Origin of the sequence: Paenibacillus sp. NPDC058177 (assembly GCF_042883835.1) — a bacterium.
In the GTDB taxonomy this organism is placed as follows: Bacteria; Bacillota; Bacilli; order Paenibacillales; family Paenibacillaceae; genus Paenibacillus_AQ; species Paenibacillus_AQ agri.
Genome location: NZ_JBHVVB010000001.1, coordinates 697,662 through 717,790 on the forward strand (window position 1 = coordinate 697,662; position 20,129 = coordinate 717,790).

A 20,129-nucleotide genomic window follows, 5' to 3' on the forward strand; every position below is an offset into this window, starting at 1 on the left:
GCATAAGGAGTAAAGTATACATGGCAATCGCAACACATAATACAACAACGGAAGTACAAGACCGGGCGATTCTGGTCAGCCTCGTTACGGACAAAATCAAGCGCACAGGTGTTGACCCTGAGTTATCCCTGCAGGAACTGGTTCAATTAGCGGAGACCGCCGGGGTCGAGGTGCTGGATGTGCTTCGTCAGAACAAGGAAACCCCCGACCCCAGATGGTTCATCGGCAAAGGTAAGGTGGAGGAGCTGCGCATGGCGGCAGACGGCTTAGGGGCCAACACTGCTATCTTCGATCAGGAGCTGTCAGGCGCTCAGGTCCGCAATCTGGAGGAAGCGCTGGACCTCAAGATTATCGACCGGACCCAGTTGATTCTGGATATTTTTGCTGGACGGGCGAAGACACGAGAGGGAATTATCCAGGTAGAGCTTGCCCAGTTATCGTACTTGTTGCCTCGTCTGTCCGGGCATGGTAAGAACCTGTCCAGACTGGGCGGCGGTATCGGGACGAGAGGGCCAGGGGAAAGCAAGCTGGAGACCGACCGTCGTCATATCCGTGACCGGATTACCGAACTGAAACGCCAACTGGATGAGGTTGTTAAGACACGCGAGCTGCACCGCGAACGCCGCCGGAAGAGTGGAGCCGTGCAGGTGGCTTTGGTGGGATATACGAACGCCGGGAAGTCCACACTGCTAAAACAGCTCACGGACGCGGATGTTTATATCGAGAACCAATTGTTCGCCACACTTGATCCTACCTCCAGGGTTCTTCAGCTTCCTGGGGGCAAGGAAGTCGTGCTTACCGACACGGTTGGTTTTATCCAGAACCTGCCCCATGATCTCGTTGCTTCTTTCCGGGCGACACTGGAAGAAGTGAACGAAGCTAATCTGGTGCTGCATGTGGTAGATGCGTCTTCGTCGATGCGGGAGGAGCAGATGGATGTTGTGCAGAGTATTTTGCAAGATCTCGGCGCAGCGGGCAAACCGCAAATTGTACTGTTTAACAAATCCGATATCTGTGAACCGGGTCAGCTCGAAATGCTGCCGTCGGGAGACGGGTACTTGAAGATCAGTGCGTTCAATTCTGAGGATTTGGCCCACATCACGCAGGTGATTGCCGATGAACTGGCTGGAGATACGGTGACCTTCCGTATTCCTGGTGAACGGGGAGATCTGACCTCCGTGTTGTACAGGGTCGGTGAGGTGCTGGAACAGGGTTTTGATGAGAATGATATTCTGTACACCGTTCGTCTGAATAAAGAAGATTATGCAAAATGGGGCTACATGCTGGCTGATTTTGTGGACCCGCAGTAAAATGAATATAAGTATTGCTCAGGAAAGCGTCAGGCAACTGTCGCTTCCTGTTATTTTAATGGCAAGTAAATGTAAGGAGAGAGCAGAGAAACATGGCAGCATTTGCAGAGGATATTTTACAGGCGGCAGAAGCCGCAGAGCTTGAAATCGAAAGTGCAGTAAAGAACCTGGAACGAATTGTGGACAAGAATCAATGGAAGATCATTGAGGCGTTTCAGCGTCATCAAGTTAGTGACTACCATTTTGCCGGTTCTACTGGCTATGCTTATAATGACCGGGGCCGTGAGGTGCTGGATCTTGTGTATGCCGATGTATTCGGTGCGGAGGCGGCGCTAGTTCGGCCTCATTTTGCTTCCGGTACGCATACCATTTCCACGGCTCTATTTGGCGTGCTACGTCCGGGGGATGAGCTACTTTATATCACAGGCACCCCATATGATACCTTACACAAGGTCATTGGCAAAACCGGCGACGGAACAGGTTCACTTGCAGACTTTGGCATTGGTTACGGTGAAGTTGCATTGACACCAGAGGGCGGGGTAGACTGGGATGAGGTGGGACTGTCCATTAATGACAATACCAAGGTCATCGGCATTCAGCGTTCACGCGGGTATGACTGGCGCTCATCCTTCACGGTGTCTCAGATCGGTGAGATGGTGCGGAAGGTGAAGGAGCTGAAGCCGGATGTAATTGTCTTTGTGGACAATTGCTATGGTGAATTTACGGAGGAACTGGAGCCGACGCAGGTTGGTGCAGATCTTATTGCTGGTTCACTTATTAAAAATCCTGGAGGCGGCATTGCCGAGACTGGCGGCTATATTTGTGGGCGCAGAGAGCTCGTCGAATTAGCCGCGTACCGGCTGACTGCACCAGGCATCGGCGGTGAGGTGGGGGCGATGCTAGGAACCACCCGCGGCCTGTATCAAGGCCTGTTCCTGGCCCCGCATACGGTGGGACAAGCGGTTAAAGGCAGTATTTTCGCAGCTTCCGTGTTTGCCCGCTGCGGCTTCGAGACAAAACCAGCGTGGAATGAACCCCGTACGGACCTTATTCAGGCTGTGGCTTTTGACGGACCTGATCATCTGATTGCCTTTGTTCAAGGGATTCAGCGCGCTGCGGCTGTTGACAGCCATGTGGTTCCTGAACCTTGGGACATGCCAGGTTATGAACATCCTGTCATTATGGCGGCAGGTACGTTCATTCAAGGCGGCAGTCTGGAATTGTCGGCCGATGCGCCGATCCGTGCACCATATATTGGCTATATGCAAGGCGGTTTGACCTATTCCCACGTGAAATATGGCGTGCTGATGGCTTTACAGAGTATGAAAGATCGTAAATTGTTGTAAGTTTATCTAACATACTATTGACGCGCTGGATTAGGGAATGTACAATGATAAATAGAAAAAGATCATTGGAAGGTTGGATGAGTCATGGGTGATGAAATCCGCAGAAATATGGCATTATTTCCTATAGGGATTGTAATGAAGCTAACCGATTTGTCGGCAAGGCAGATTCGCTATTATGAGCAGCACAGCCTGATTGTACCAGCGCGTACTTCCGGCAACCAGCGTTTGTTCTCTTTTAACGATGTAGAACGTCTACTGGAGATTAAGGCTTTGATTGAGAAGGGCGTTAATATCGCCGGGATTAAGCAGGTTATGAATCCTGTCTCCAAGGAATCCGAAGAGGCGACTGTCATTACTCCTGATACAGAGGTAAAACGCAGAGAGTTGTCCGATTCCCAGCTTCACCGCTTATTGAAGCAAGAGCTCGTTTCCGGAAAAAGACCGGGACAAGTATCTCTCATTCAAGGTGAGTTATCCCGGTTTTTCAATAAATAATATAAAGATACGTGAAAGGGAGAGGTTATTGTGAGCTTTACTAAAGAAGATATTCTGCGTATTTCCAAAGAAGAAAATGTTCGTTTCATTCGTCTTCAGTTCACCGATTTGCTGGGTACTATCAAAAACGTTGAGATTCCTGTAAGCCAATTGGAAAAAGCGCTCGACAATAAAATGATGTTCGATGGTTCTTCCATCGAAGGTTATGTACGTATCGAAGAGTCTGACATGTATCTGTATCCTGACCTTAGCACTTGGGTGATTTTCCCTTGGGTAACTGACAGCCGTGTAGCACGTCTGATCTGTGATGTCTACATGCCGGATGGTACTCCGTTTGCAGGAGACCCGCGTGGCATCCTCAAGCGCTGTCTACAGGAAGCGGAAGAACTCGGCTTCACTTCCATGAACGTTGGTCCAGAACCGGAATTCTTCCTGTTCAAGACAGATGAGAAGGGTAATCCGACCATGGAACTTAACGACCACGGCGGATACTTCGACTTGGCACCTATGGACCTTGGCGAAAACTGCCGTCGCGAAATCGTCTTGACCCTGGAAGAAATGGGCTTTGAGATCGAAGCTTCCCACCATGAAGTGGCTTCCGGCCAGCATGAGATTGACTTCAAATATGCAGACGCCATCAAAGCGGCTGACCAAATTCAAACTTTCAAGCTTGTCGTGAAGACTGTTGCCCGTCAACATGGTCTGCACGCAACCTTTATGCCGAAACCACTGTTCGGAATGAACGGTTCCGGTATGCACGCTCACCAATCGTTGTTCAAAGGCAATGAGAATATGTTCTATGACGAGAGCGATACACTGGGTCTCAGCAAAACCGCACGTTATTACATGGCGGGCATCCTGAAGCACGCACGTGCTTTTGCCGCAATCACCAACCCGACTGTGAACTCTTACAAGCGTCTGGTTCCTGGCTATGAAGCCCCTTGTTACGTGGCATGGTCTGCAAGTAACCGCAGTCCGATGATCCGTATCCCGGCTTCAAGAGGTCTCAGCACTCGCGTAGAGGTTCGTAACCCGGACCCTGCTGCTAACCCTTACCTTGCACTTGCTGTAATGTTGAAGGCAGGCCTTGATGGCATCAAGCGTCAGCTTGAGCTTCCAGCTCCAATCGATCGTAACATCTATGTGATGTCCGAAGAAGAGCGTATTGAAGAAGGCATTCCTAGCTTGCCATCCGACTTGAAGGAAGCACTAAGCGAACTCATTCGCAGCCAAGTGATCACCGAAGCACTCGGCGAGCACGCACTGGCTCACTTCTACGAGCTTAAAGAAATCGAGTGGGATATCTACCGCACACAAGTACACCAATGGGAAAGAGATCAATACATGACTCTTTACTAGAATGAAGCAGCCCTTGACGCTCTAAGCGTTGGGGGCTTTTCTTATTGTGGGAAGTATGGTTATTATATTGGGGGGATAATGGGGTTACCACAAAATTACCACAAAATAATTATTTTTCGAAGACTTTGTTAAGGTGGGTTTCAAATCTTTCCGAATGATCTGTCTCAATTTTTTTGGATATGTGTGCATAAACGTCAGATGTTATCTGCACACTACCATGCCCCAATCTTTCTTGAACATATTTCATTGTGGCTCCTGATTCAAGTTGGAGCACTGCATGGGTATGTCTTAGAGAATGAATTGGCATCGGGGAAATATTGATTCTTTTGAGTATTCTAGAAAATGCATTAAATAGTGATGATTTTGGAATGAAGTTCCCATCGTTTTTACAAAACACTAAATTCAACTCATGATTATATGCGTTTAATAAAGCCAATTTGTTTTGATTTTGATAATTAAGGTGAAACCTGAGATCATCAATCATGGTTTGTGGAATAGTGATTATTCTTTTTGAATTATATGTTTTTGTATCACCAAAAGTCTCCTCGCTACTTTTCGCTGTAAAGTCCAATGTTTTTGTGATCTTGATGGTTCTATCCTTAAAATTAATATCTGTCCACTGAAGTGCAGCTGCTTCTCCCTTTCTCATGCCAGTTTCAATGAGAGCTTTAAAAAAACTCCAATAGATGTAATCATACTGTCTAGCGGAAGTTAAAAAGGAAGGAATGTGTTCAGACTCAATAAACTTTATTATTGTTTTTTCTTCTTCACCTTTTACTTTTGCTCCCGAACAAGGGTTTTTTTCAATTTTACCCAATATAATCGCTTGTTTCATTGCTCCGTTAAATGTTGTGTGGACAGATATTACACTTCTTCTGCTAAGTCCTTTTGCAAAGAGACTACTTAAGAACTTTTGATACATAATTGGTTTAATTTCTTTCATAAATAATTCTTTGAAATATGGGTTGATATGAGTTTTAATGTTGTTTTTATGCCAGGAAAGAGTATTTTTACGGACCGAATCCACTTTATATTCATTTATCCAGAACTCCATGTAATCTTTCAATTTTAAATCTGTTAAGTCAACTCCTTCAGCTAATTGTCGTTCGAAATCAGATACGGCTAATTGCGCTTCCTTTTTTGTTTCGAATCCTCTCTGTGATTTTTCTTTGAATTCTTTGGTGAAAGGGTCCTTAAATCGCAATCTAAACGACCAACCGGTAGCAAGTTTTTTATAACTAGCCATTTCATTACCTCCTTACAGAATGTGTGTTCGTATTTATATATATGGAAAATAGCCTTGCGGCTATGAATCCCGAGTCAACAAGTTATTTGAGATAATTATAGTAAATCTATTCTTTGTAAAGAATCCCCTCAACAAAGCCTAATATCCTCTGTAAATCTTCTTTTTTTAGTTCTACTCCATTAAAGATAACTTTTTGTTGGTTAAGCAAGTCTCCTAAGTCTTTATTATTGTTATTTTTTATTATGATTGATGATTCTGAATCGTCCTTTTTTCTAAACTCTTCAAGATCATTTTCTAAACTCTCGATCTGAAATTCAAGTGATGAAATGATGATCTTTTTACTTTCATTATCCAAATTTGAATCATGTTCTATATTTAATCTTTGTTGATTTAGTTTGAATATTTTAGATCCGTAATCAGAAATGGTAAAGGCACGTTTCGTCTCATGAGAAGACATCAATTCAGTTTTTCCATCCATTGTAATTACATACTGTCTGATCTCAGGAGAAGCATCATCACTACGACCCAATAAATATTCAGTATTTGTTTCTAATATATCGGCCAAATCAGACACCATTTTAGCACTAAGTTTCTTTTTTCCTCGCTCGATATCGTAATAATACTGAGGTGAAATTCCCAATTTAGAAGCTACTTTTGTTCCAGGAATACCCTTTTTCTTTCTCAGTTCTCTAATAATAGATGGTTGAGTTGAATTCATTGTTTTCACCTTTCAACAACTAATTTATACATCTATATTATCATCTAATAGATTAAAAAACAATGATTAAAGCACGAGAAACATAGTATTTTCGAGGAAAATGAAGGAAAAAGATTAATCAATGTGATTAATAAAAGGAAATGAATCTATATGATTAAAAATGGCCTTTGAAGTAATTAATCAAATAGATTAATATTGGTTTAGGAGGTGAAAGAAGTGGATTTTACCCAAGCAGTAAATAAGTGGATTAAAGAAAATGACTCTAATCCGACTGAAGTCGCAAGATTAATGAATTATTCTCCCCAGTATATCATTAACATACTTAATGGAGATAGAAGGTGGAATGAGACAACTATAAAGAAAGCATGTGAAGTGCTCGGCCTAAGAGTATTCGTTGTAAATGCTAGAGATGGGGTGAGTCGATAATGGGGAATGTTGTGGATGTAACGATTAACAAAGCTGAGATACTAAAAATGTGTAAAGAAAAAATCGACCATGCTCTTGAGGGAATTGATAGTGATTATGTTTTCTGGGATAGTGCTGAGTTAAAACGCCGAACATGTATGAGTTGGAGCACGATCCAAGATACGTTCTTCTTTGATCCAAGATGTCCAAAAATCAAAATTGGAGGCAAGTGGTACTTTCCAACAAAAAAGACAAGAGAGTTTTTAGAACTCTGGCTTTTGGAACATGAATAAATTGGTTATTAGACTAAGTTGCATTTCGTCTATGACAGAAAGGGGATTTCATCAATAAAATTTGGCGACTATCTACGTCAATTACGCAAGGTTAAGGGTTTAGGTGTAAGTGATTTTCCTGAAGTGTCTGCTGCAACCATATCACGAATCGAAAGAGGTAGAGAACCACAACCCAGCACATTGCGTTCTGTTGCCAAAACAATTAACTGCTCTTTTATCGGATTGATGATCAAAGCTGGACATATCACAGAAGCTGAAGCGTTGGGATGGATTGGAGAGCAGAAATTAAGTCACAACCGTCAGACTAATGTTACAGATATGGTGTTATAGAGTAACTCTAATTCCTGTATCGCTTGTGACGGCGACATTTCAGAAAGCGCAAAATTGCGCTTTCAGACATTTCGATTCAAAATATCTGAATTTCCGGACATGGCGGATTCACCATATTAGAAATCCTAACATTCCGATTCAAGATGTTAGAACACTCGAAATAAGGAGGGACAGTCGTTGACCCTGGAGCATCTGGCTCGACTATGGTTCTACAAACCAAAGCAACATGCAATCATCGTTCGTAACCTCAAAAGAAATACAAAGAGAGGAGGACTGCGCCTATGAACAGCTCCATGCAACCAGTATCTAAAGGAACGGATTTTCACAAGATTAGTTTGCGGGAAGCCAGGGAGAATCAAGGGCTATCTGTTATAGAAGCTTCCGAACTATCCGGACTTGTAGAGTCAACGATTAGAAGAGTTGAGTTGAACTGCAAGGAAATGAGACTTACTCAATTTTTAGTGCTTTGTAATGTATACGGAATCGAATGTAAACATGTATATATCGGGTCGGAATCAGATCTATTTGAGCTGAGAAGGAGATTCTACACAACGAAAAATCGTCTTAACGCGGATACTTTGGCGAGTACGCGTTAAGACGATCTGAAATTATTATTCTGGAGCCTTATGACGTAATTATACAATTTTTCAATGACTCACGTCAATGGTGCTCCCATAAATTAGGAGCGTGTATTTATGAGTAGTGTTATCCAAAAAACGCCTTTTGGTGCCTATAAAGTGAAATTCGGACCCAGTTCTTATATTTCCGGTGACTCTGCAGAGGAAAGACTCCAATCAGCTATGCGGCTTATCATTCGTCAGGAGGGTGTCAGCGGCTTGCTGGACGCACTGAAGGTGGACATTAATAAACGCCATCCCGAAGACCAGGAACTTGTCTGGAAGCGTCTGCTGCCTGTTGCTGAAGAGGTGATATGGGGGATGTATGCCCGAAAAGACGAGAGTTTACTTGTATTTAGTAATATACCGCCGTGGGTAGAACTGGGAGATCCTTATGAACCTATGATTACAGCTCGGATAAATTCGCAGCCCCCTGCGTTCATTGAGTGGAACATCGATCCTCAGCGCAATATTTCTGTCGGATGGGATCGGGAGGTGCAGAGATGAACAGTGGCGCGGTGGAAATTACTGAAATCTTGCGCAAGTTTGAGGAACGGCTCCCAGATGACCATTTTGAAGGAATGCTTCATGAGATCGGATTTGATTGGAGCATGTTCAAATCAGACTTCAATCTATTCTTAGAGAAATTCCGTGAGCTTTCTGCAGTAATCGGAAAGAGTCTGTTCAATGCCTTGTCGGTACAGTTGATCTGGCGTGTTCCAGAAGGGGCTGCGGCTGAAGAGTCTTTCCTCAGAGCTCTATTTGGGGAGGTTCCTACATGATAGAGAACTGTGTGACGCTACGTTCGTCTGTGCAATTATATACTGACCTTATCCAATTTCTCAGAACGCATTCTATGCAGCCCGTTTCGAACTACGTGGGCATATTCAATCATATACCGTTTAATTGTACAGGAGATTTATACGGAGTCTCTATGAGGCTTGTAGATGCCTTAAACGACGACAATAGTACGAGAGAACAAAGAGCAGACTTTCACGCTCAACTGATTTGGAGATTGGGAGATAGGGATGCGGCGTTGGATCTTTTGCATGCAGCTTTTAAAGTCAATCCCTTGAATAGACGGAAAGTGTAGGTGAAGCGGAGTGGCCAATCCGCAGAAGGGGAATGGGTACGTAGGCGTATCGAACGAGATTTGGGATGAGATCATCCGCCGCGACTTCACCAAACGACAAAAAGACATCATCATGCTTATTGTACGACTGTCTTACGGTTGTAATCGAAAGGTTGCATTGATTCCCAAGCAACAAGATTTCGGGCTTTGCGGGTTGGGCGGCAAGGGCCATATAGGGGTGGAGTTAAAGTTCCTTGAACGATGTAATGTCATACTCCGAGGACCGAATAAGAGTGAATACTCCTTAAATAAGAACTATGAAATGTGGGAAATATCACCAGTTAAAGGATGGGAAGGTGATCGTTTCAATGAACTCGTTTACCTAAATATTATGGAATCTAAGAAGGACAAAAATGTTACTGAATCAGGAGCTTCAAATCTTCTAAATCCTCATGATAGAAGTTCCCGAAATGGTAACAATTCTGAGGATGAAAAGTTACCGTTTCAGGAACATAACGATGAAGTGAAAGTTACCGATTCAGGAACTTCGCAAGGAAAAAAGTTCCTGAAACAGGAACCGCAAGTTCCCGAAACAGGAACTTCAATAGCCTCTAATCCTTTGCCGGGCGCGGATTACAGCGTCTCTAAATACAGTTTAAATACAATAAAGATTAAAGACAATAAAGAATATATAAATGATTGGCTCACATTTTACAAAATCAAATCAAGAGGGATATTCGACCTTGAGAGAGCCTACTCGTATATTGGGGTTTTGGAAATGGATTTGATAGAGCTTTATATGAAAAAATCCCAAGGGAAGTCGGTACCCTACTTTGAAACCATAGCGAAGAATAGTATCGCGGATAACATTGTCACTCTAGCTGCTTGGAAACAAAAAAACGAGAAGTCGGAGCCTGACGGACGATTGGACTTTATAAACAACTTGTAGGAGGGAGTCCATGGAAAGGGAAGAAGCGCAAAACGTATTTAAAAAACTCGCTGCCAGTTATCCGAACTGGAGGGTGGACGCGACCATCGGTAAGAGCTGGGTGGATGATCTGGAAGCCGAAGATGCAGAAAACGTATGGGCGAACGTGAATGAATACAAGAGGGAGAACAAATTCCCTCCAACGTTAGCTGATATCGTCAAGCCCAATGCCAGTATTGAAGCCAAGCGTGAGAAAGAGCGAACAAAGGAACGCCTGTTGGAAAAAGAATCAAAAGATGCGAGTATCCCTGGCATACCTCCTTGGGAAAGAGCTGGTATGAGCCGTGAAGATTGGATGCGTGCTGTCATTGAAAAAAGTCGGGGTGAGAAAGGTTGAATTATTACAACTTAGAAGTGGAACAATCGGTATTAGGTGCTCTTCTGATCACCCCAGACCTTATTTATGAATCTACTGTGATCGAAGAACACTTTTATCACGAAAACCATAAGTTCATCATCTCAGCTATTCTAAAGCTTCGCGACCAAGAACAACTCATAGATTTTGTTTCGGTTAGCGCAGTTTTAGGGGACAAGCTACAGGATATAGGTGGGGTTTCCTATTTGGCTGAACTTGGCCGATCCGTGCCGACGACTGGATTATTCAAGAGCCATGAGCGACTCCTGAAAGAAAAGTATCTTCTTCGAACAGCCATGAAGAGAATCAAAGAAATATACAGCGGTGGACACGACCAACCAAAGGAACTTGCCGCTGAGCTAATGAGTGTAGCCGAACTCATCATGGATCAATCCAAGAACGAGGGTGGATTGAGACGCATAAGCCAAGGGCTAAGGGATCATTATGAATCGATAGAGGGTAAGGCATATGACGGGGTGGCTACTGGTTACAGCACTATGGGGGCGGATCTCGACAGAGTCACAGGAAAGTGGCAAAAGCAGACACTCAATGTCATCGCTGCCAGGCCGTCTGTGGGGAAGACTTCTGCGGCCTTGAATAATGCAGTGATAAACGGAAAAGAAGGACTAGCCGTTGCTATCTTCAGTCTTGAGCAGCCAGAATTACAACTCTATGATCGCATGATAGCGGCGGAATGTCTTATAGACAGTTCAAACATAAAAACAGGGAAACTTCTTGATAACGAATGGGAAAAATACACCATTGGGTTTATGAAACTAGCGGAATTGAACATATACATTGATGATCGCCCAGGACTCAGTGTGCAAGAGATTCGTTCCGAAGTCCGGAGATTCAAAAAGGAACATGGTGAAATCATCGTGTACATCGATTATTTGCAGTTGATCAACGGCGGAAAGGCATTTGCAAACCGAAACGTTGAAGTAGGTTATATAAGCTCTAGTTTGAAGCAGATGGCCCGGGAGAATGATTGCCCTGTAATCGCATTGGCTCAACTAAGTCGGGGCGTAGAACAGCGGCAGGACAAGCGTCCGATGCTCTCAGACCTTAGGGAATCCGGCAACATCGAGCAGGATGCCGACACCATCACATTCCTGTATAGGGACGATTATTACAATCAGGAGACGGAGAAGAGGAACATCATCGAAATGATTGTCGCGAAGAACCGTGAGGGCGAAGTCGGAACAGTGGAAATGATCAATCTGAAGAACTACGGGAAGTTCGTTAATTATGAACGCGCACATACAAATTCGCACACTTAGAGAGGGAGGGTATTTATGTCGATGGTTGCTCCAAAACAAACAATGCTGGATGAACTGCAAACCGCATTCCAACGGGCGAAAGGAAGCAAGCTTATTGTCGGTAAAGAGGATCTGAAGAAGACAGAACTCTTACTCAAATCCTATATACCGATGTTAAGGGTTATTAAAGACCTGCATTTGGCAAAGACAACTTTCAACCAGAAATCGGCAGAAGCCATTGTCATAGCGAGAGAAATCACATCAGAAATACATCGTTCTTATAAGGCGATAACCGAGTTTATCCTTGCAACAATCAACAACCTTCATAACCCTCATGAACGGGTTATTCTTCAAAAACTGTACATTGAGGGCTGGTCATATAAAAAAACGGTAAATTACATGGACTATGGCTATAACAAAGATGTTTATCCGATTGGAGCAACTACAGTCGCTGACAGGAGGAGGAAAGCCATAAAAGCAATCGCACTCAGTTTTAAAATCACTGGAATTCTAGAAAGCGTACCAGCGGATGTACTGGAGTATGGAAACGAAGTATCTTTCTCCAATAACCCACGCCATAACAAAATATAAATTTATTCAAACCAGCAAACAAAATCCTGAGAACGCAATAATGCGTTCTCTAACATACGGATGATCCTTGTGATGCTCTCATTAAATCTAGTGAAAGGATAAGGAAAATTTTCCTTAGCATTATGTTTCAGAACGTGTAGAAGCCTGGGAGAATGTAAATCTTCCTGCATATACTTGACTCAAACCAGAAAGGGCGGTATTATATGTCACTTTTAAATTCATTCCCAGAATTGTATAGATCTCTTTGTGGGGCTGCTGGACGGAATACTAAACTAAAAAAAGAGGATATCGAATTAACCAAAAATTTTCTAGATTCCTACATTCCAATGTTAAAGATCGTAAAAGACTTTGAAGCTACAGGGGCTAATGCGCTATTAGAAGGTATTGATAATGGGCCAAATACTCTATTGAGTTATGCTGTATCAAAAAGTGAAGGAGCAAGTCGGTATAAGTCATATAAGATACTAACAAATTTTATCTCCGACATTATTATGAGCCTCCATAACCCTTACGAGAGAAGAGTGCTGCAGTTGATTTATCTAGATGGTATGTCCTATTCAAGCGCCAGAGAATACATGAGGGAAACTCCTGATGAAGGGTTACGCCCTATTTATGAAACAACGTTTGCTGAAAGAAGAAGAAAAGGGTTGAATAGAATTGCTGTTAGTCTAGAAATTCTCGGTGTATTAGAAGTTATCCCCGAAGGAATCGAGGAGCTTGGAAGTATCGCAGAAACATTTATTGTTCCTAAAAAGACATTGGGTTAAGGTCATTTATTAACTAAAATGAGTGCGGGAGGTATTAAGCATGCAAGTACTTTTAGCTCACAACTTCAAAAATGGAGAAAAACTCGTAATTCCCTTATCTGACACTGCTCAATCTGAAAATGTTGATTTTATTAAATCGGTGATTGCGGCGAAGATGGATTGCGAGTCTATTGAGTTCACCGCAGACGATGGAAGAGTCCTGTATAGAAATTATCGCGATGTTAGCTCTGTAGAAATTGCATTTGTAGAATAATAAAAGAGGATGCCGACAGTCTAGCGGCATCCTCTTTTATTATTCTAAATATATTTAGCTTTCTGATTATGAAATGCGTTCACAAAGTCGGTAAGGTTAGGCTCTTTACTAAATATGATTTTATCTGAATTGGGAAAATAAAATGTGTAATCAAAGTATTCGCCATTATTCAATCCTCCGCCACTCCCAACTAGTTGCAGCGGAAAACGGTCTAACTCATGACCGGCAATATCAAAAATATAAAAGTGTTCTTCCCCGATGGCATACTTCTTATTTCCTAAATCAATAGTCGAAAGAATAGACATCATAAAACCTCCTTTAAAATAATAAACTCAATTACTATTATATCCAGAAAAAATTTTAATATACAGAAGACCGGAAATTCGCTTTAATTCTGGTAACAAGGTTCTGTTATTGTGATATACAATGACCGAACATGATGAAAGTTCAACTTACCCCATCAGATTCAGACATTTTGAATCGAAATGTCCGGAATAACGTATGTTCAACATACCTCATCAATATCGGATTCGGTTAATCGTCGAATCCAATTCTATTCGCTTAATGTTCCTTCACCCCGGGCTAGACGGTGGTTCATCGTGAACAATCGTTGCACACTCGTGTTCGACGTGAACACGAGCTCGAGATGGCGTTTTGCTGTATTGAACTAGGTGCTAAAAACTTTGGGACAGTGTGTCTTTGAGTTGGTCTGCTTCAGTCGAAAGCTTAGGTTCACCATGAACCCGAGCTTAGACGCACATGCACTGTGAATGTTCTGTACAGATCGGACACTGCGAAATTGCCAAGTTCGATCTGTATGGGTCTCCCCAAAGTTGGAGATACCCAGGCACAGTATTATTTTACAAGCGCTACTGTATGCCTTATGACGTTCAAGCCACTACTTTGTCCAGTGGCAGAGGAGGTTCATATAAAGGAGGTCGTCTTATGGGTGTAACCATCCCCACAAGTGGGGATGGTTAGTCTGCAAGCATTAAGCCGTATCGCTCCAGGCTACAGGAGCTTATAACTGATCTGGTGGCGGAAGAGAGGCGCGGATAATCCCATTACGTGGACAATGGAAGTAAATAGAAAAGTTCACACGCGAGGGTGAGTGGCCCTTGCCCACATCAAATCATCATACGGTATGTCGATTATGGCCCATTGGCTGTACGAGCGACATACCGTTTTTATTTTCCTGAATGTTTGGGAATTTGGATGCAAAAAGAAAATATGAAAGGGAATCTCTTCATATCGTCGAATATAAAGCAGGAGTCACGAAGTGGGGAGGGGTATTAATGAGCTTTAGAGGAAAGTTCGTGGGATATTTCGCCAAGAAATATCATGATGAAATCGGGATGGATAGCCTTAGACATCAAATTGAGGATGCACTAGAAAGATTGAGATCCGAGCTATGGGATGCAATGGAAGTCTCCAAGGAAGTTGTAATTGATAAACGGGAGCACTCTATTAAGTTCGGAGAACAAAAGCTTGTGTTCGAATGCAACTATTATGAAAACATTGTTAAAGTGAAATTGATTGATTCCAATGACGGAGTGCGCTTAATTGATACACTCAGATCATCTGAAACGGGTATAACCAGTGATCTTGATAATGTGACTTTTGACGCTTTTGGTGATAAAGAGCTGGATGTCTACTTGGAAGAAGCTTTCGAAGATTCAATAACTCTATAGGCGGTTGCAAAAACCTTATGATTTTAGTGAGATAGTGGCAATGACCATTCGTTAACTAACAGGAATATTTTACAATCAATCTATCCATTGCACCCTATCTTTTCCAACTGTATCATTGGACTCATAACAGTTGAAAGGTTGTGCAGCATGGAGAAAAAGCCTACACTCCTACAGATCAAGCATTTTATCAACAAGCAAAAGGAAGTCATTGGCTACCCGGTTGGAGGCGGTTCGGAAGTCATTTTGAAGGGCAAGGAAGTCAAAGGGTTGAAGGTTTTGCCAGATACTCGATTGGTGGCCGAGACGAAGCGCGGAAGCTTCTACATCATTCCTTCATACAGTTCTGCACAAGAAGCAATGGCATCGGCTCCTAAAGCCCCGTTCCTTGTACATGCCGGCGAAGAACTTATAATCAATGTGAAGAAAGTACACCATCTCAATTACGAAACGCATGTGGCTACATTCGAAAATGGAGAATCACGCCGCGTCGAAGATAAATACTGGACTGAATTTGTTCAGAAGTACGAACAACGGGATAAACTATAGCATAAGGAAAGTTAACCTTACTAGGAGTCGGCGAAATTGCCGACTCTTTTTTTGTTTGTCTGAAATCCGAAGTAAAAGCGCGGAGTTACTAGCTTACGATATAGACAGAGGGAAATTGAAGTGAATACATGTGAATGGTGGTGAGGGCTTGACTACAACAATGGAGTTAGCTAATAACAAGGAATTGGATACCCAATTTGATGTAAACACATCTAAAATGTCGCTTAATGACATGAAAACTGAATTTCTCTTGAAGTTCCATCCCACAATGATGTGGTTGGTCCGTGATTATGAAAACGTACAAAGAATGAAAACCTCTACACTTTCGAGTGATGATATATCGAACGCATATGGTGGTGCTTTATCTGGAGAGCATGGCCGTGAATTACATAGGGATGTTACCGCCAACACTACGGTTCTTAAACACAAACGTGAGGCGATCTATTCTTTGTATAAGGAAATGTCGAACATTATCACGATCGTCTTAGATTCCATTAATGATCCATACGCTCATAAAATAGCGCAGCTCCTTTTTATCAAAGGCACACGGCATAAGGAAGTAATGGCCTATATGCAGAGAGGATATACCAAAACGCTCCGCCCAATATCTCAAACTCAGTTTGCCGAAAAGAGACTTAAGGCAATTCAAGAAGCTTCAAGAAGTCTTGAGATGCTTGGTATTCTTGATTTGCTCGTCGAAAACAAAGGGGTTGGAAGATCGAAGAAAATGCAGTTTCGAATTGAATTAGAAGGCTGGTCTTCGTTTGAAGCATAGAGCTGATATAGGAGGGGTGACCGGTATTGTTTAGAGTTACACAGAAGGAACCACCGATTCCATCAGCATCCAAACTGCAGCCGGAACCATGCAGGGGGTGCGTATGGGGGAATTGGACTGGAAGCAAGCAAATGTGTATGTTGCCAAAATGCAATAAAGATGTTGCGAGGTAATGATACACTTCACAAAGCGGTTAAGGTAGTTCCGGGCAACACCAAAGCAACTGATGTACTCCGCATCGGCTGCTTTGGTGTTTTTAATATAGACGGAGGTGTTGCATGAAACTACGGAGATTGGTAGAGCTCCTGGGCAATACACCAAATGCCCTGAATGCGGTAATGAGGCGCTCGGTCAAGGTGAAGGAGCGTTGCATGCCTTTGATAAAACATTCATACGAAAGTGCAAGTGCGGTTTGGAAGTCAGCATAACGGAATCGCAATAGAAACTAAATGAAGAGGTGCTCAATCAATGATCAAACATCCAGATGGGAGACTGGAAGGTACTCCCGAAGAAATAACGGGCAACATGAAGCTGAAGGGGGCGGATAAGTTCCCTGACATTCTCGTGAATCCAGCGTCAGTACAAATAACATGCGTGGATAGCGACCTGCCTACGCCAAGACATAACAACTTTAAACAATACAATAACCGTTTATGACGTTCAATCCACGTAAAGGAGCGTGCAGTGTATGAATACCGTTCAGCCTATTCGTGACCCTGTGATCATAGAAAAAATTAAACGGGATCTAAGGTATAACAGTGAACGAAATTATCTGTTCTTTTGTATGGGGATCTATAGCGGTCTTAGAGTTTCGGACTTGCGCATGCTTCAGGTAGTGGCAGTAAGAAATAAAACTCACATAACACTCATCGAAAGAAAAACAGAGAACACCAGGAAGAGAAGCAAGAAGAAGAAATTCATCATCCATCCGGAAATCGCTGAGGATCTGAGCAAGTACATTGAAGGTATGGATGACTATGATTACTTATTCCCCAGCAGACAGAAGAAAACGAAGACAGGGGAAAGAGATCAACCTATCGATCGTTCGACAGCATACAAAATGTTAAATAAGGCAATAGGTCGATATGGCCTAAAGGAAGTTGGAACCCATACATTAAGGAAAACATGGGGATATCATCTAATTATGACTGCTCCTCCTGAACGATGGGCCTACACCTTAGCGTTGCTAATGGATATGTTCAATCACTCGGATCAATCCTACACTTTACGGTATTTAGGGCTGACTCAGGACGCTATGGACGAAGCAATTGTAAGAATGAGTTACCCAAAATACTGATAAATGTCGCACTCAACACCAGAAAGGCAGAAAAGCCTTGATAATATTGAATTTCTGTGTTTCTACGAGTGCAACAGAATAGGTGTTATGGTGAACTATATTTACAATTACTAGGATATAAACTGCGTTTTAGGTGTAATTTGCATGCGTGCAGCGTGGTGATGATAATGCAACACTGATGATTAAAAAGCCCTTCCGCGTGAAAACCGACTCGAATAATAAATTGGTGGTGAAATTCTGTGAGCTTGGATAAAAGCGACAATCGAAAAAAAGCACTGAAAATCTGGCTGGATAGCGGGAAGAAAATAATGTTGAAAGAAATAGCTGAAAAATTGGGCGTAAGTGCTGGTAGTGTCCGTAAATGGAAGTCGGTAGATAAATGGGATGAGGTCCCCGATAAAAGAGGTCGGGGTGGTCAAAAAGGGAATAGGAATGCAAAAGGGAATAAAGGTGGAAAAGGTGGGCCGCCTGGGAATTCAAAGGCTGTGACACATGGCATGTTCCGTAAGTTCGAACCTCAAGATCCTGAATACTTGGAGATTTTGGAGATAGCTCAAGAAATGGACCCTATCGACATGATATGGTACAACATCACAAAGGGATTCCAAAAGATCATCTGGGGGCAGCGCATTTTCTTTATTCAGGACAAGGACGATATGACCAAAGAGCTAAAGCGATCCAAACTATCTACAAGCAAAGATTTGGATTCAGAAGAAACTGAATGGGAGATACAGTTCGCCTGGGATAAGTACGCTGCTGCAATCAAAGCTGAAGCTATTGTCCAGCGGGAATTGCGAGGGGCGATCAAACAATTCCTAGAAATTGCGCCTGAGGACGATGAACGCCGAACCAAGCTGGATCAAATGCAAGCTCAGGTCGAGAAAACGCGTCTTGAAATTGAAGAGATGAAGAATGGTGAGAAGGATACTCCGACAGAAATCAACGTGAAGAGGTGGTCTAATGTCCCTCGCTCTGGATCTTGATCCCTTCGAAGGCTGGAATCCGCATGCTAAACAAATAGAAGTAATGGAGAGCGTAGTCCGTAACAACGTCCTTAATTGTGGACGGCGCGGTGGGAAGACTAATGTGGGCGCTAGGAAGTTCTTCGATAATATTCTGGCCGACATAGAGCGCGGCAAGGGATTACCATTTAAGCCGCCGAAGAATCTGAAGAAGATGAAAAAGCCCAAACCACGGCTTGAATACTGGTGTGTATCACCAACCTACGCCATGTCTGAAATCCAACAAGAAGAACTGTCGGATGTCTTACCTGAAGATATGATAGAAAGCTGGGACCTATCCAAAAACCGAGTCTGGTTAAAGGGATGGGTCCTTATTCAGTTTAAGTCGGCGGACAACCCTAAATCACTCGTAGGTAAGGGCTTGGACGGCGTGTGGCTGGATGAAGCCAGTAAGATGAAGGCCGAGACCTGGACTGGTTATCTCTCCTATGCTCTTGCAGATAAGGGTGGATGGAGTGTCTGGACAACAACGCCCGAAGGTATTAACTGGTTTGCAGAGGATATTGTGCTTCGAGGGCAATGGGTCGATGCTGGCTTGGAGGAAGAACAGTATCAGAATGATCCCGAGTGGCGCAACTTTTACTGGACCTCACTCGACAACCCTATTCCTGAACTGCAGCGCAATATACAACGGATGATCGACACTTACCCAGAACGATATGTAGACCGTGAAATAAAGGCTAAATTCAACGTCTTCCATGGACAGGTGTACGATGAATTCAAACGATCCACCCATGTTGTGGATATGCGATGCCTAGACCAAAGTATTCACCTGTATGAGATCACATACCCTGACGGCAGTATGAAGGACATCACCTTTAGCCGGTTCATAGGCGGCATGGACCACGGCTGGAACGATCCGGCTGTATTACTTGCCATAGGTTGCGTTGGCGAGGACTATTACATTGTCGAAGAAGCCTATGCCCAGCATGTCAATGTCCTTGTGGTAGGGAGTGACGGTGCACTGGAAGATTGCCTTGTTAAGCGGTACAAAGAAATGAACAACAGATACCACTTCGATGAAATTTGGGCCGACCCATCGGAACCGGAATACATCAGTACGTACAAGAACTACGATTTACCTGTGAGGGAGGCTAACAACACCATAGGCCCGGGCATACGAGAGGTTGCTACTCTTTACAAGGTGAAGAAGGGAACAGGCCGCCCAAACATCTACGTGAATCGTGAGTGCAAGAACGAAATCAAAGAGACTGAAAACTACAAGTGGAAGAAAGAAAAGAAGACTGATCAACACACCGAAGAACCTGAGGATAAAAACAACCATACTCAGGACTCAAAAAGGTATGCGATTTACAATGATAAAGAGGGGAATTCAGGTTTTTCTTTCGGTTAAAAAATAAAAAAAACTAGAGTTGAGATGGTTTAAATTGTAT

The 20,129-nt window shown here is 43.1% G+C and carries 26 protein-coding genes; 23 read left to right on the plus strand and 3 right to left on the minus strand.

Annotation, left to right across the window (positions count from 1 at the left end):
- The first annotated feature begins 20 nt into the window (after positions 1 to 20).
- From hflX to glnA, 4 genes are all read left to right on the plus strand, one after another.
- The gene (hflX, locus tag ACFVU8_RS03195) at positions 21 to 1,310 is read left to right on the plus strand and encodes a GTPase HflX (RefSeq protein WP_387425811.1); all 1,290 of its coding nucleotides are present in this window, start codon (positions 21 to 23) and stop codon (positions 1,308 to 1,310) included.
- Between the two features lie 92 nt (positions 1,311 to 1,402).
- Positions 1,403 to 2,656, plus strand: coding sequence for a methionine gamma-lyase family protein (locus tag ACFVU8_RS03200; RefSeq protein WP_387425812.1), 1,254 nt, complete (start codon positions 1,403 to 1,405; stop codon positions 2,654 to 2,656).
- Between the two features lie 84 nt (positions 2,657 to 2,740).
- Positions 2,741 to 3,151 (plus strand): MerR family transcriptional regulator, encoded by a 411-nt coding sequence (locus ACFVU8_RS03205; RefSeq protein WP_066361713.1) that lies wholly within the window; start codon positions 2,741 to 2,743, stop codon positions 3,149 to 3,151.
- Between the two features lie 30 nt (positions 3,152 to 3,181).
- On the plus strand, positions 3,182 to 4,510 hold the full coding sequence (gene glnA, locus ACFVU8_RS03210; protein WP_066361711.1) for a type I glutamate--ammonia ligase: 1,329 nt from the start codon (positions 3,182 to 3,184) through the stop codon (positions 4,508 to 4,510).
- A gap of 109 nt (positions 4,511 to 4,619) precedes the next feature.
- Here glnA and ACFVU8_RS03215 read toward each other — a convergent pair whose 3' ends face one another.
- Together ACFVU8_RS03215 and ACFVU8_RS03220 are read right to left on the minus strand one after the other, a co-directional pair.
- Positions 4,620 to 5,756, minus strand: a complete 1,137-nt coding sequence (locus ACFVU8_RS03215) for a tyrosine-type recombinase/integrase (protein ID WP_387425813.1) — start codon at positions 5,754 to 5,756, stop codon at positions 4,620 to 4,622.
- Between the two features lie 106 nt (positions 5,757 to 5,862).
- Positions 5,863 to 6,474: a helix-turn-helix domain-containing protein gene (locus tag ACFVU8_RS03220; protein ID WP_387425814.1), complete on the minus strand. Its 612-nt coding sequence runs from the start codon at positions 6,472 to 6,474 to the stop codon at positions 5,863 to 5,865.
- 216 nt (positions 6,475 to 6,690) lie between these two features.
- Between ACFVU8_RS03220 and ACFVU8_RS03225 the strand changes: the two genes are divergently transcribed.
- The 11 genes from ACFVU8_RS03225 (at position 6,691) to ACFVU8_RS03275 (ending at position 13,404) form a co-directional block, all read left to right on the plus strand.
- Positions 6,691 to 6,900, plus strand: a complete 210-nt coding sequence (locus ACFVU8_RS03225; RefSeq protein ID WP_387425815.1) for a helix-turn-helix domain-containing protein — start codon at positions 6,691 to 6,693, stop codon at positions 6,898 to 6,900.
- Between the two features lie 47 nt (positions 6,901 to 6,947).
- On the plus strand, positions 6,948 to 7,172 hold the full coding sequence (locus ACFVU8_RS03230; protein ID WP_387427179.1) for a group-specific protein: 225 nt from the start codon (positions 6,948 to 6,950) through the stop codon (positions 7,170 to 7,172).
- An 18-nt stretch (positions 7,173 to 7,190) separates the two neighbouring features.
- A complete protein-coding gene (locus ACFVU8_RS03235) occupies positions 7,191 to 7,502 on the plus strand; it encodes a helix-turn-helix domain-containing protein (RefSeq protein ID WP_387425816.1) in 312 nt (103 codons plus the stop codon).
- 695 nt (positions 7,503 to 8,197) lie between these two features.
- Complete coding sequence (locus tag ACFVU8_RS03240; protein ID WP_387425817.1) at positions 8,198 to 8,626, plus strand: hypothetical protein; 429 nt, start codon at positions 8,198 to 8,200, stop codon at positions 8,624 to 8,626.
- A complete protein-coding gene (locus ACFVU8_RS03245; RefSeq protein ID WP_387425818.1) occupies positions 8,623 to 8,901 on the plus strand; it encodes a hypothetical protein in 279 nt (92 codons plus the stop codon). The genes ACFVU8_RS03240 and ACFVU8_RS03245 overlap by 4 nt, the downstream gene beginning before the upstream one ends.
- 321 nt (positions 8,902 to 9,222) lie before the next feature.
- Positions 9,223 to 10,140 carry a replication protein gene (locus ACFVU8_RS03250; protein ID WP_387425819.1) on the plus strand — a complete coding sequence of 306 codons (918 nt, stop codon included), beginning with the start codon at positions 9,223 to 9,225 and terminating at the stop codon, positions 10,138 to 10,140.
- Positions 10,141 to 10,150: 10 nt separating this feature from the next.
- The gene (locus tag ACFVU8_RS03255; RefSeq protein WP_387425820.1) at positions 10,151 to 10,516 is read left to right on the plus strand and encodes a hypothetical protein; all 366 of its coding nucleotides are present in this window, start codon (positions 10,151 to 10,153) and stop codon (positions 10,514 to 10,516) included.
- On the plus strand, positions 10,513 to 11,814 hold the full coding sequence (gene dnaB / locus ACFVU8_RS03260) for a replicative DNA helicase (RefSeq protein WP_387425821.1): 1,302 nt from the start codon (positions 10,513 to 10,515) through the stop codon (positions 11,812 to 11,814). Before ACFVU8_RS03255 ends, dnaB begins: the two co-directional genes overlap by 4 nt.
- Positions 11,815 to 11,829: 15 nt before the next feature.
- The gene (locus ACFVU8_RS03265) at positions 11,830 to 12,384 is read left to right on the plus strand and encodes a hypothetical protein (RefSeq protein WP_387425822.1); all 555 of its coding nucleotides are present in this window, start codon (positions 11,830 to 11,832) and stop codon (positions 12,382 to 12,384) included.
- A 203-nt stretch (positions 12,385 to 12,587) separates the two neighbouring features.
- Positions 12,588 to 13,151, plus strand: a complete 564-nt coding sequence (locus ACFVU8_RS03270; RefSeq protein ID WP_387425823.1) for a hypothetical protein — start codon at positions 12,588 to 12,590, stop codon at positions 13,149 to 13,151.
- A gap of 40 nt (positions 13,152 to 13,191) precedes the next feature.
- A complete protein-coding gene (locus tag ACFVU8_RS03275; RefSeq protein WP_387425824.1) occupies positions 13,192 to 13,404 on the plus strand; it encodes a hypothetical protein in 213 nt (70 codons plus the stop codon).
- 44 nt (positions 13,405 to 13,448) lie between these two features.
- Here the strand turns inward: ACFVU8_RS03275 and ACFVU8_RS03280 are convergent, their stop codons facing one another.
- Positions 13,449 to 13,712, minus strand: coding sequence for a hypothetical protein (locus ACFVU8_RS03280; RefSeq protein ID WP_387425825.1), 264 nt, complete (start codon positions 13,710 to 13,712; stop codon positions 13,449 to 13,451).
- A 987-nt stretch (positions 13,713 to 14,699) separates the two neighbouring features.
- Between ACFVU8_RS03280 and ACFVU8_RS03285 the strand changes: the two genes are divergently transcribed.
- From ACFVU8_RS03285 to ACFVU8_RS03320, 8 genes are all read left to right on the plus strand, one after another.
- Positions 14,700 to 15,095, plus strand: coding sequence for a hypothetical protein (locus tag ACFVU8_RS03285; RefSeq protein WP_387425826.1), 396 nt, complete (start codon positions 14,700 to 14,702; stop codon positions 15,093 to 15,095).
- A 147-nt stretch (positions 15,096 to 15,242) separates the two neighbouring features.
- Positions 15,243 to 15,641 carry a hypothetical protein gene (locus tag ACFVU8_RS03290; RefSeq protein ID WP_387425827.1) on the plus strand — a complete coding sequence of 133 codons (399 nt, stop codon included), beginning with the start codon at positions 15,243 to 15,245 and terminating at the stop codon, positions 15,639 to 15,641.
- Between the two features lie 148 nt (positions 15,642 to 15,789).
- Positions 15,790 to 16,416, plus strand: a complete 627-nt coding sequence (locus ACFVU8_RS03295) for a hypothetical protein (protein WP_387425828.1) — start codon at positions 15,790 to 15,792, stop codon at positions 16,414 to 16,416.
- Positions 16,417 to 16,687: 271 nt separating this feature from the next.
- Entirely contained in the window at positions 16,688 to 16,858 is a 171-nt protein-coding gene (locus tag ACFVU8_RS03300) for a DUF3797 domain-containing protein (RefSeq protein WP_387425829.1), read from the plus strand.
- Between the two features lie 26 nt (positions 16,859 to 16,884).
- The gene (locus tag ACFVU8_RS03305) at positions 16,885 to 17,073 is read left to right on the plus strand and encodes a hypothetical protein (RefSeq protein WP_387425830.1); all 189 of its coding nucleotides are present in this window, start codon (positions 16,885 to 16,887) and stop codon (positions 17,071 to 17,073) included.
- Positions 17,074 to 17,104: 31 nt separating this feature from the next.
- Entirely contained in the window at positions 17,105 to 17,713 is a 609-nt protein-coding gene (locus ACFVU8_RS03310) for a tyrosine-type recombinase/integrase (protein WP_387425831.1), read from the plus strand.
- A gap of 239 nt (positions 17,714 to 17,952) precedes the next feature.
- Positions 17,953 to 18,696 carry a phage terminase small subunit gene (terS, locus tag ACFVU8_RS03315; protein ID WP_387425832.1) on the plus strand — a complete coding sequence of 248 codons (744 nt, stop codon included), beginning with the start codon at positions 17,953 to 17,955 and terminating at the stop codon, positions 18,694 to 18,696.
- Entirely contained in the window at positions 18,674 to 20,089 is a 1,416-nt protein-coding gene (locus ACFVU8_RS03320) for a terminase large subunit (protein ID WP_387425833.1), read from the plus strand. The genes terS and ACFVU8_RS03320 overlap by 23 nt, the downstream gene beginning before the upstream one ends.
- The last annotated feature ends 40 nt before the right edge of the window (positions 20,090 to 20,129 follow it).

Bases quoted from the DNA above. Each gene is read 5' to 3' on its own strand.
- ACFVU8_RS03220 (WP_387425814.1), bottom strand. From the start codon at position 6,474: ATGAATTCAACTCAACCATCTATTATTAGAGAACTGAGAAAGAAAAAG.
- ACFVU8_RS03310 (WP_387425831.1), top strand. From the start codon at position 17,105: ATGAATACCGTTCAGCCTATTCGTGACCCTGTGATCATAGAAAAAATT.
- ACFVU8_RS03200 (WP_387425812.1), top strand. From the start codon at position 1,403: ATGGCAGCATTTGCAGAGGATATTTTACAGGCGGCAGAAGCCGCAGAG.
- ACFVU8_RS03285 (WP_387425826.1), top strand. From the start codon at position 14,700: ATGAGCTTTAGAGGAAAGTTCGTGGGATATTTCGCCAAGAAATATCAT.
- ACFVU8_RS03255 (WP_387425820.1), top strand. From the start codon at position 10,151: ATGGAAAGGGAAGAAGCGCAAAACGTATTTAAAAAACTCGCTGCCAGT.
- ACFVU8_RS03305 (WP_387425830.1), top strand. From the start codon at position 16,885: ATGATCAAACATCCAGATGGGAGACTGGAAGGTACTCCCGAAGAAATA.
- ACFVU8_RS03280 (WP_387425825.1), bottom strand. From the start codon at position 13,712: ATGATGTCTATTCTTTCGACTATTGATTTAGGAAATAAGAAGTATGCC.
- ACFVU8_RS03290 (WP_387425827.1), top strand. From the start codon at position 15,243: ATGGAGAAAAAGCCTACACTCCTACAGATCAAGCATTTTATCAACAAG.
- ACFVU8_RS03230 (WP_387427179.1), top strand. From the start codon at position 6,948: ATGTGTAAAGAAAAAATCGACCATGCTCTTGAGGGAATTGATAGTGAT.
- ACFVU8_RS03265 (WP_387425822.1), top strand. From the start codon at position 11,830: ATGTCGATGGTTGCTCCAAAACAAACAATGCTGGATGAACTGCAAACC.
- ACFVU8_RS03320 (WP_387425833.1), top strand. From the start codon at position 18,674: ATGTCCCTCGCTCTGGATCTTGATCCCTTCGAAGGCTGGAATCCGCAT.
- ACFVU8_RS03215 (WP_387425813.1), bottom strand. From the start codon at position 5,756: ATGGCTAGTTATAAAAAACTTGCTACCGGTTGGTCGTTTAGATTGCGA.
- ACFVU8_RS03205 (WP_066361713.1), top strand. From the start codon at position 2,741: ATGGGTGATGAAATCCGCAGAAATATGGCATTATTTCCTATAGGGATT.
- ACFVU8_RS03245 (WP_387425818.1), top strand. From the start codon at position 8,623: ATGAACAGTGGCGCGGTGGAAATTACTGAAATCTTGCGCAAGTTTGAG.
- ACFVU8_RS03275 (WP_387425824.1), top strand. From the start codon at position 13,192: ATGCAAGTACTTTTAGCTCACAACTTCAAAAATGGAGAAAAACTCGTA.
- hflX (WP_387425811.1), top strand. From the start codon at position 21: ATGGCAATCGCAACACATAATACAACAACGGAAGTACAAGACCGGGCG.
- ACFVU8_RS03270 (WP_387425823.1), top strand. From the start codon at position 12,588: ATGTCACTTTTAAATTCATTCCCAGAATTGTATAGATCTCTTTGTGGG.
- ACFVU8_RS03240 (WP_387425817.1), top strand. From the start codon at position 8,198: ATGAGTAGTGTTATCCAAAAAACGCCTTTTGGTGCCTATAAAGTGAAA.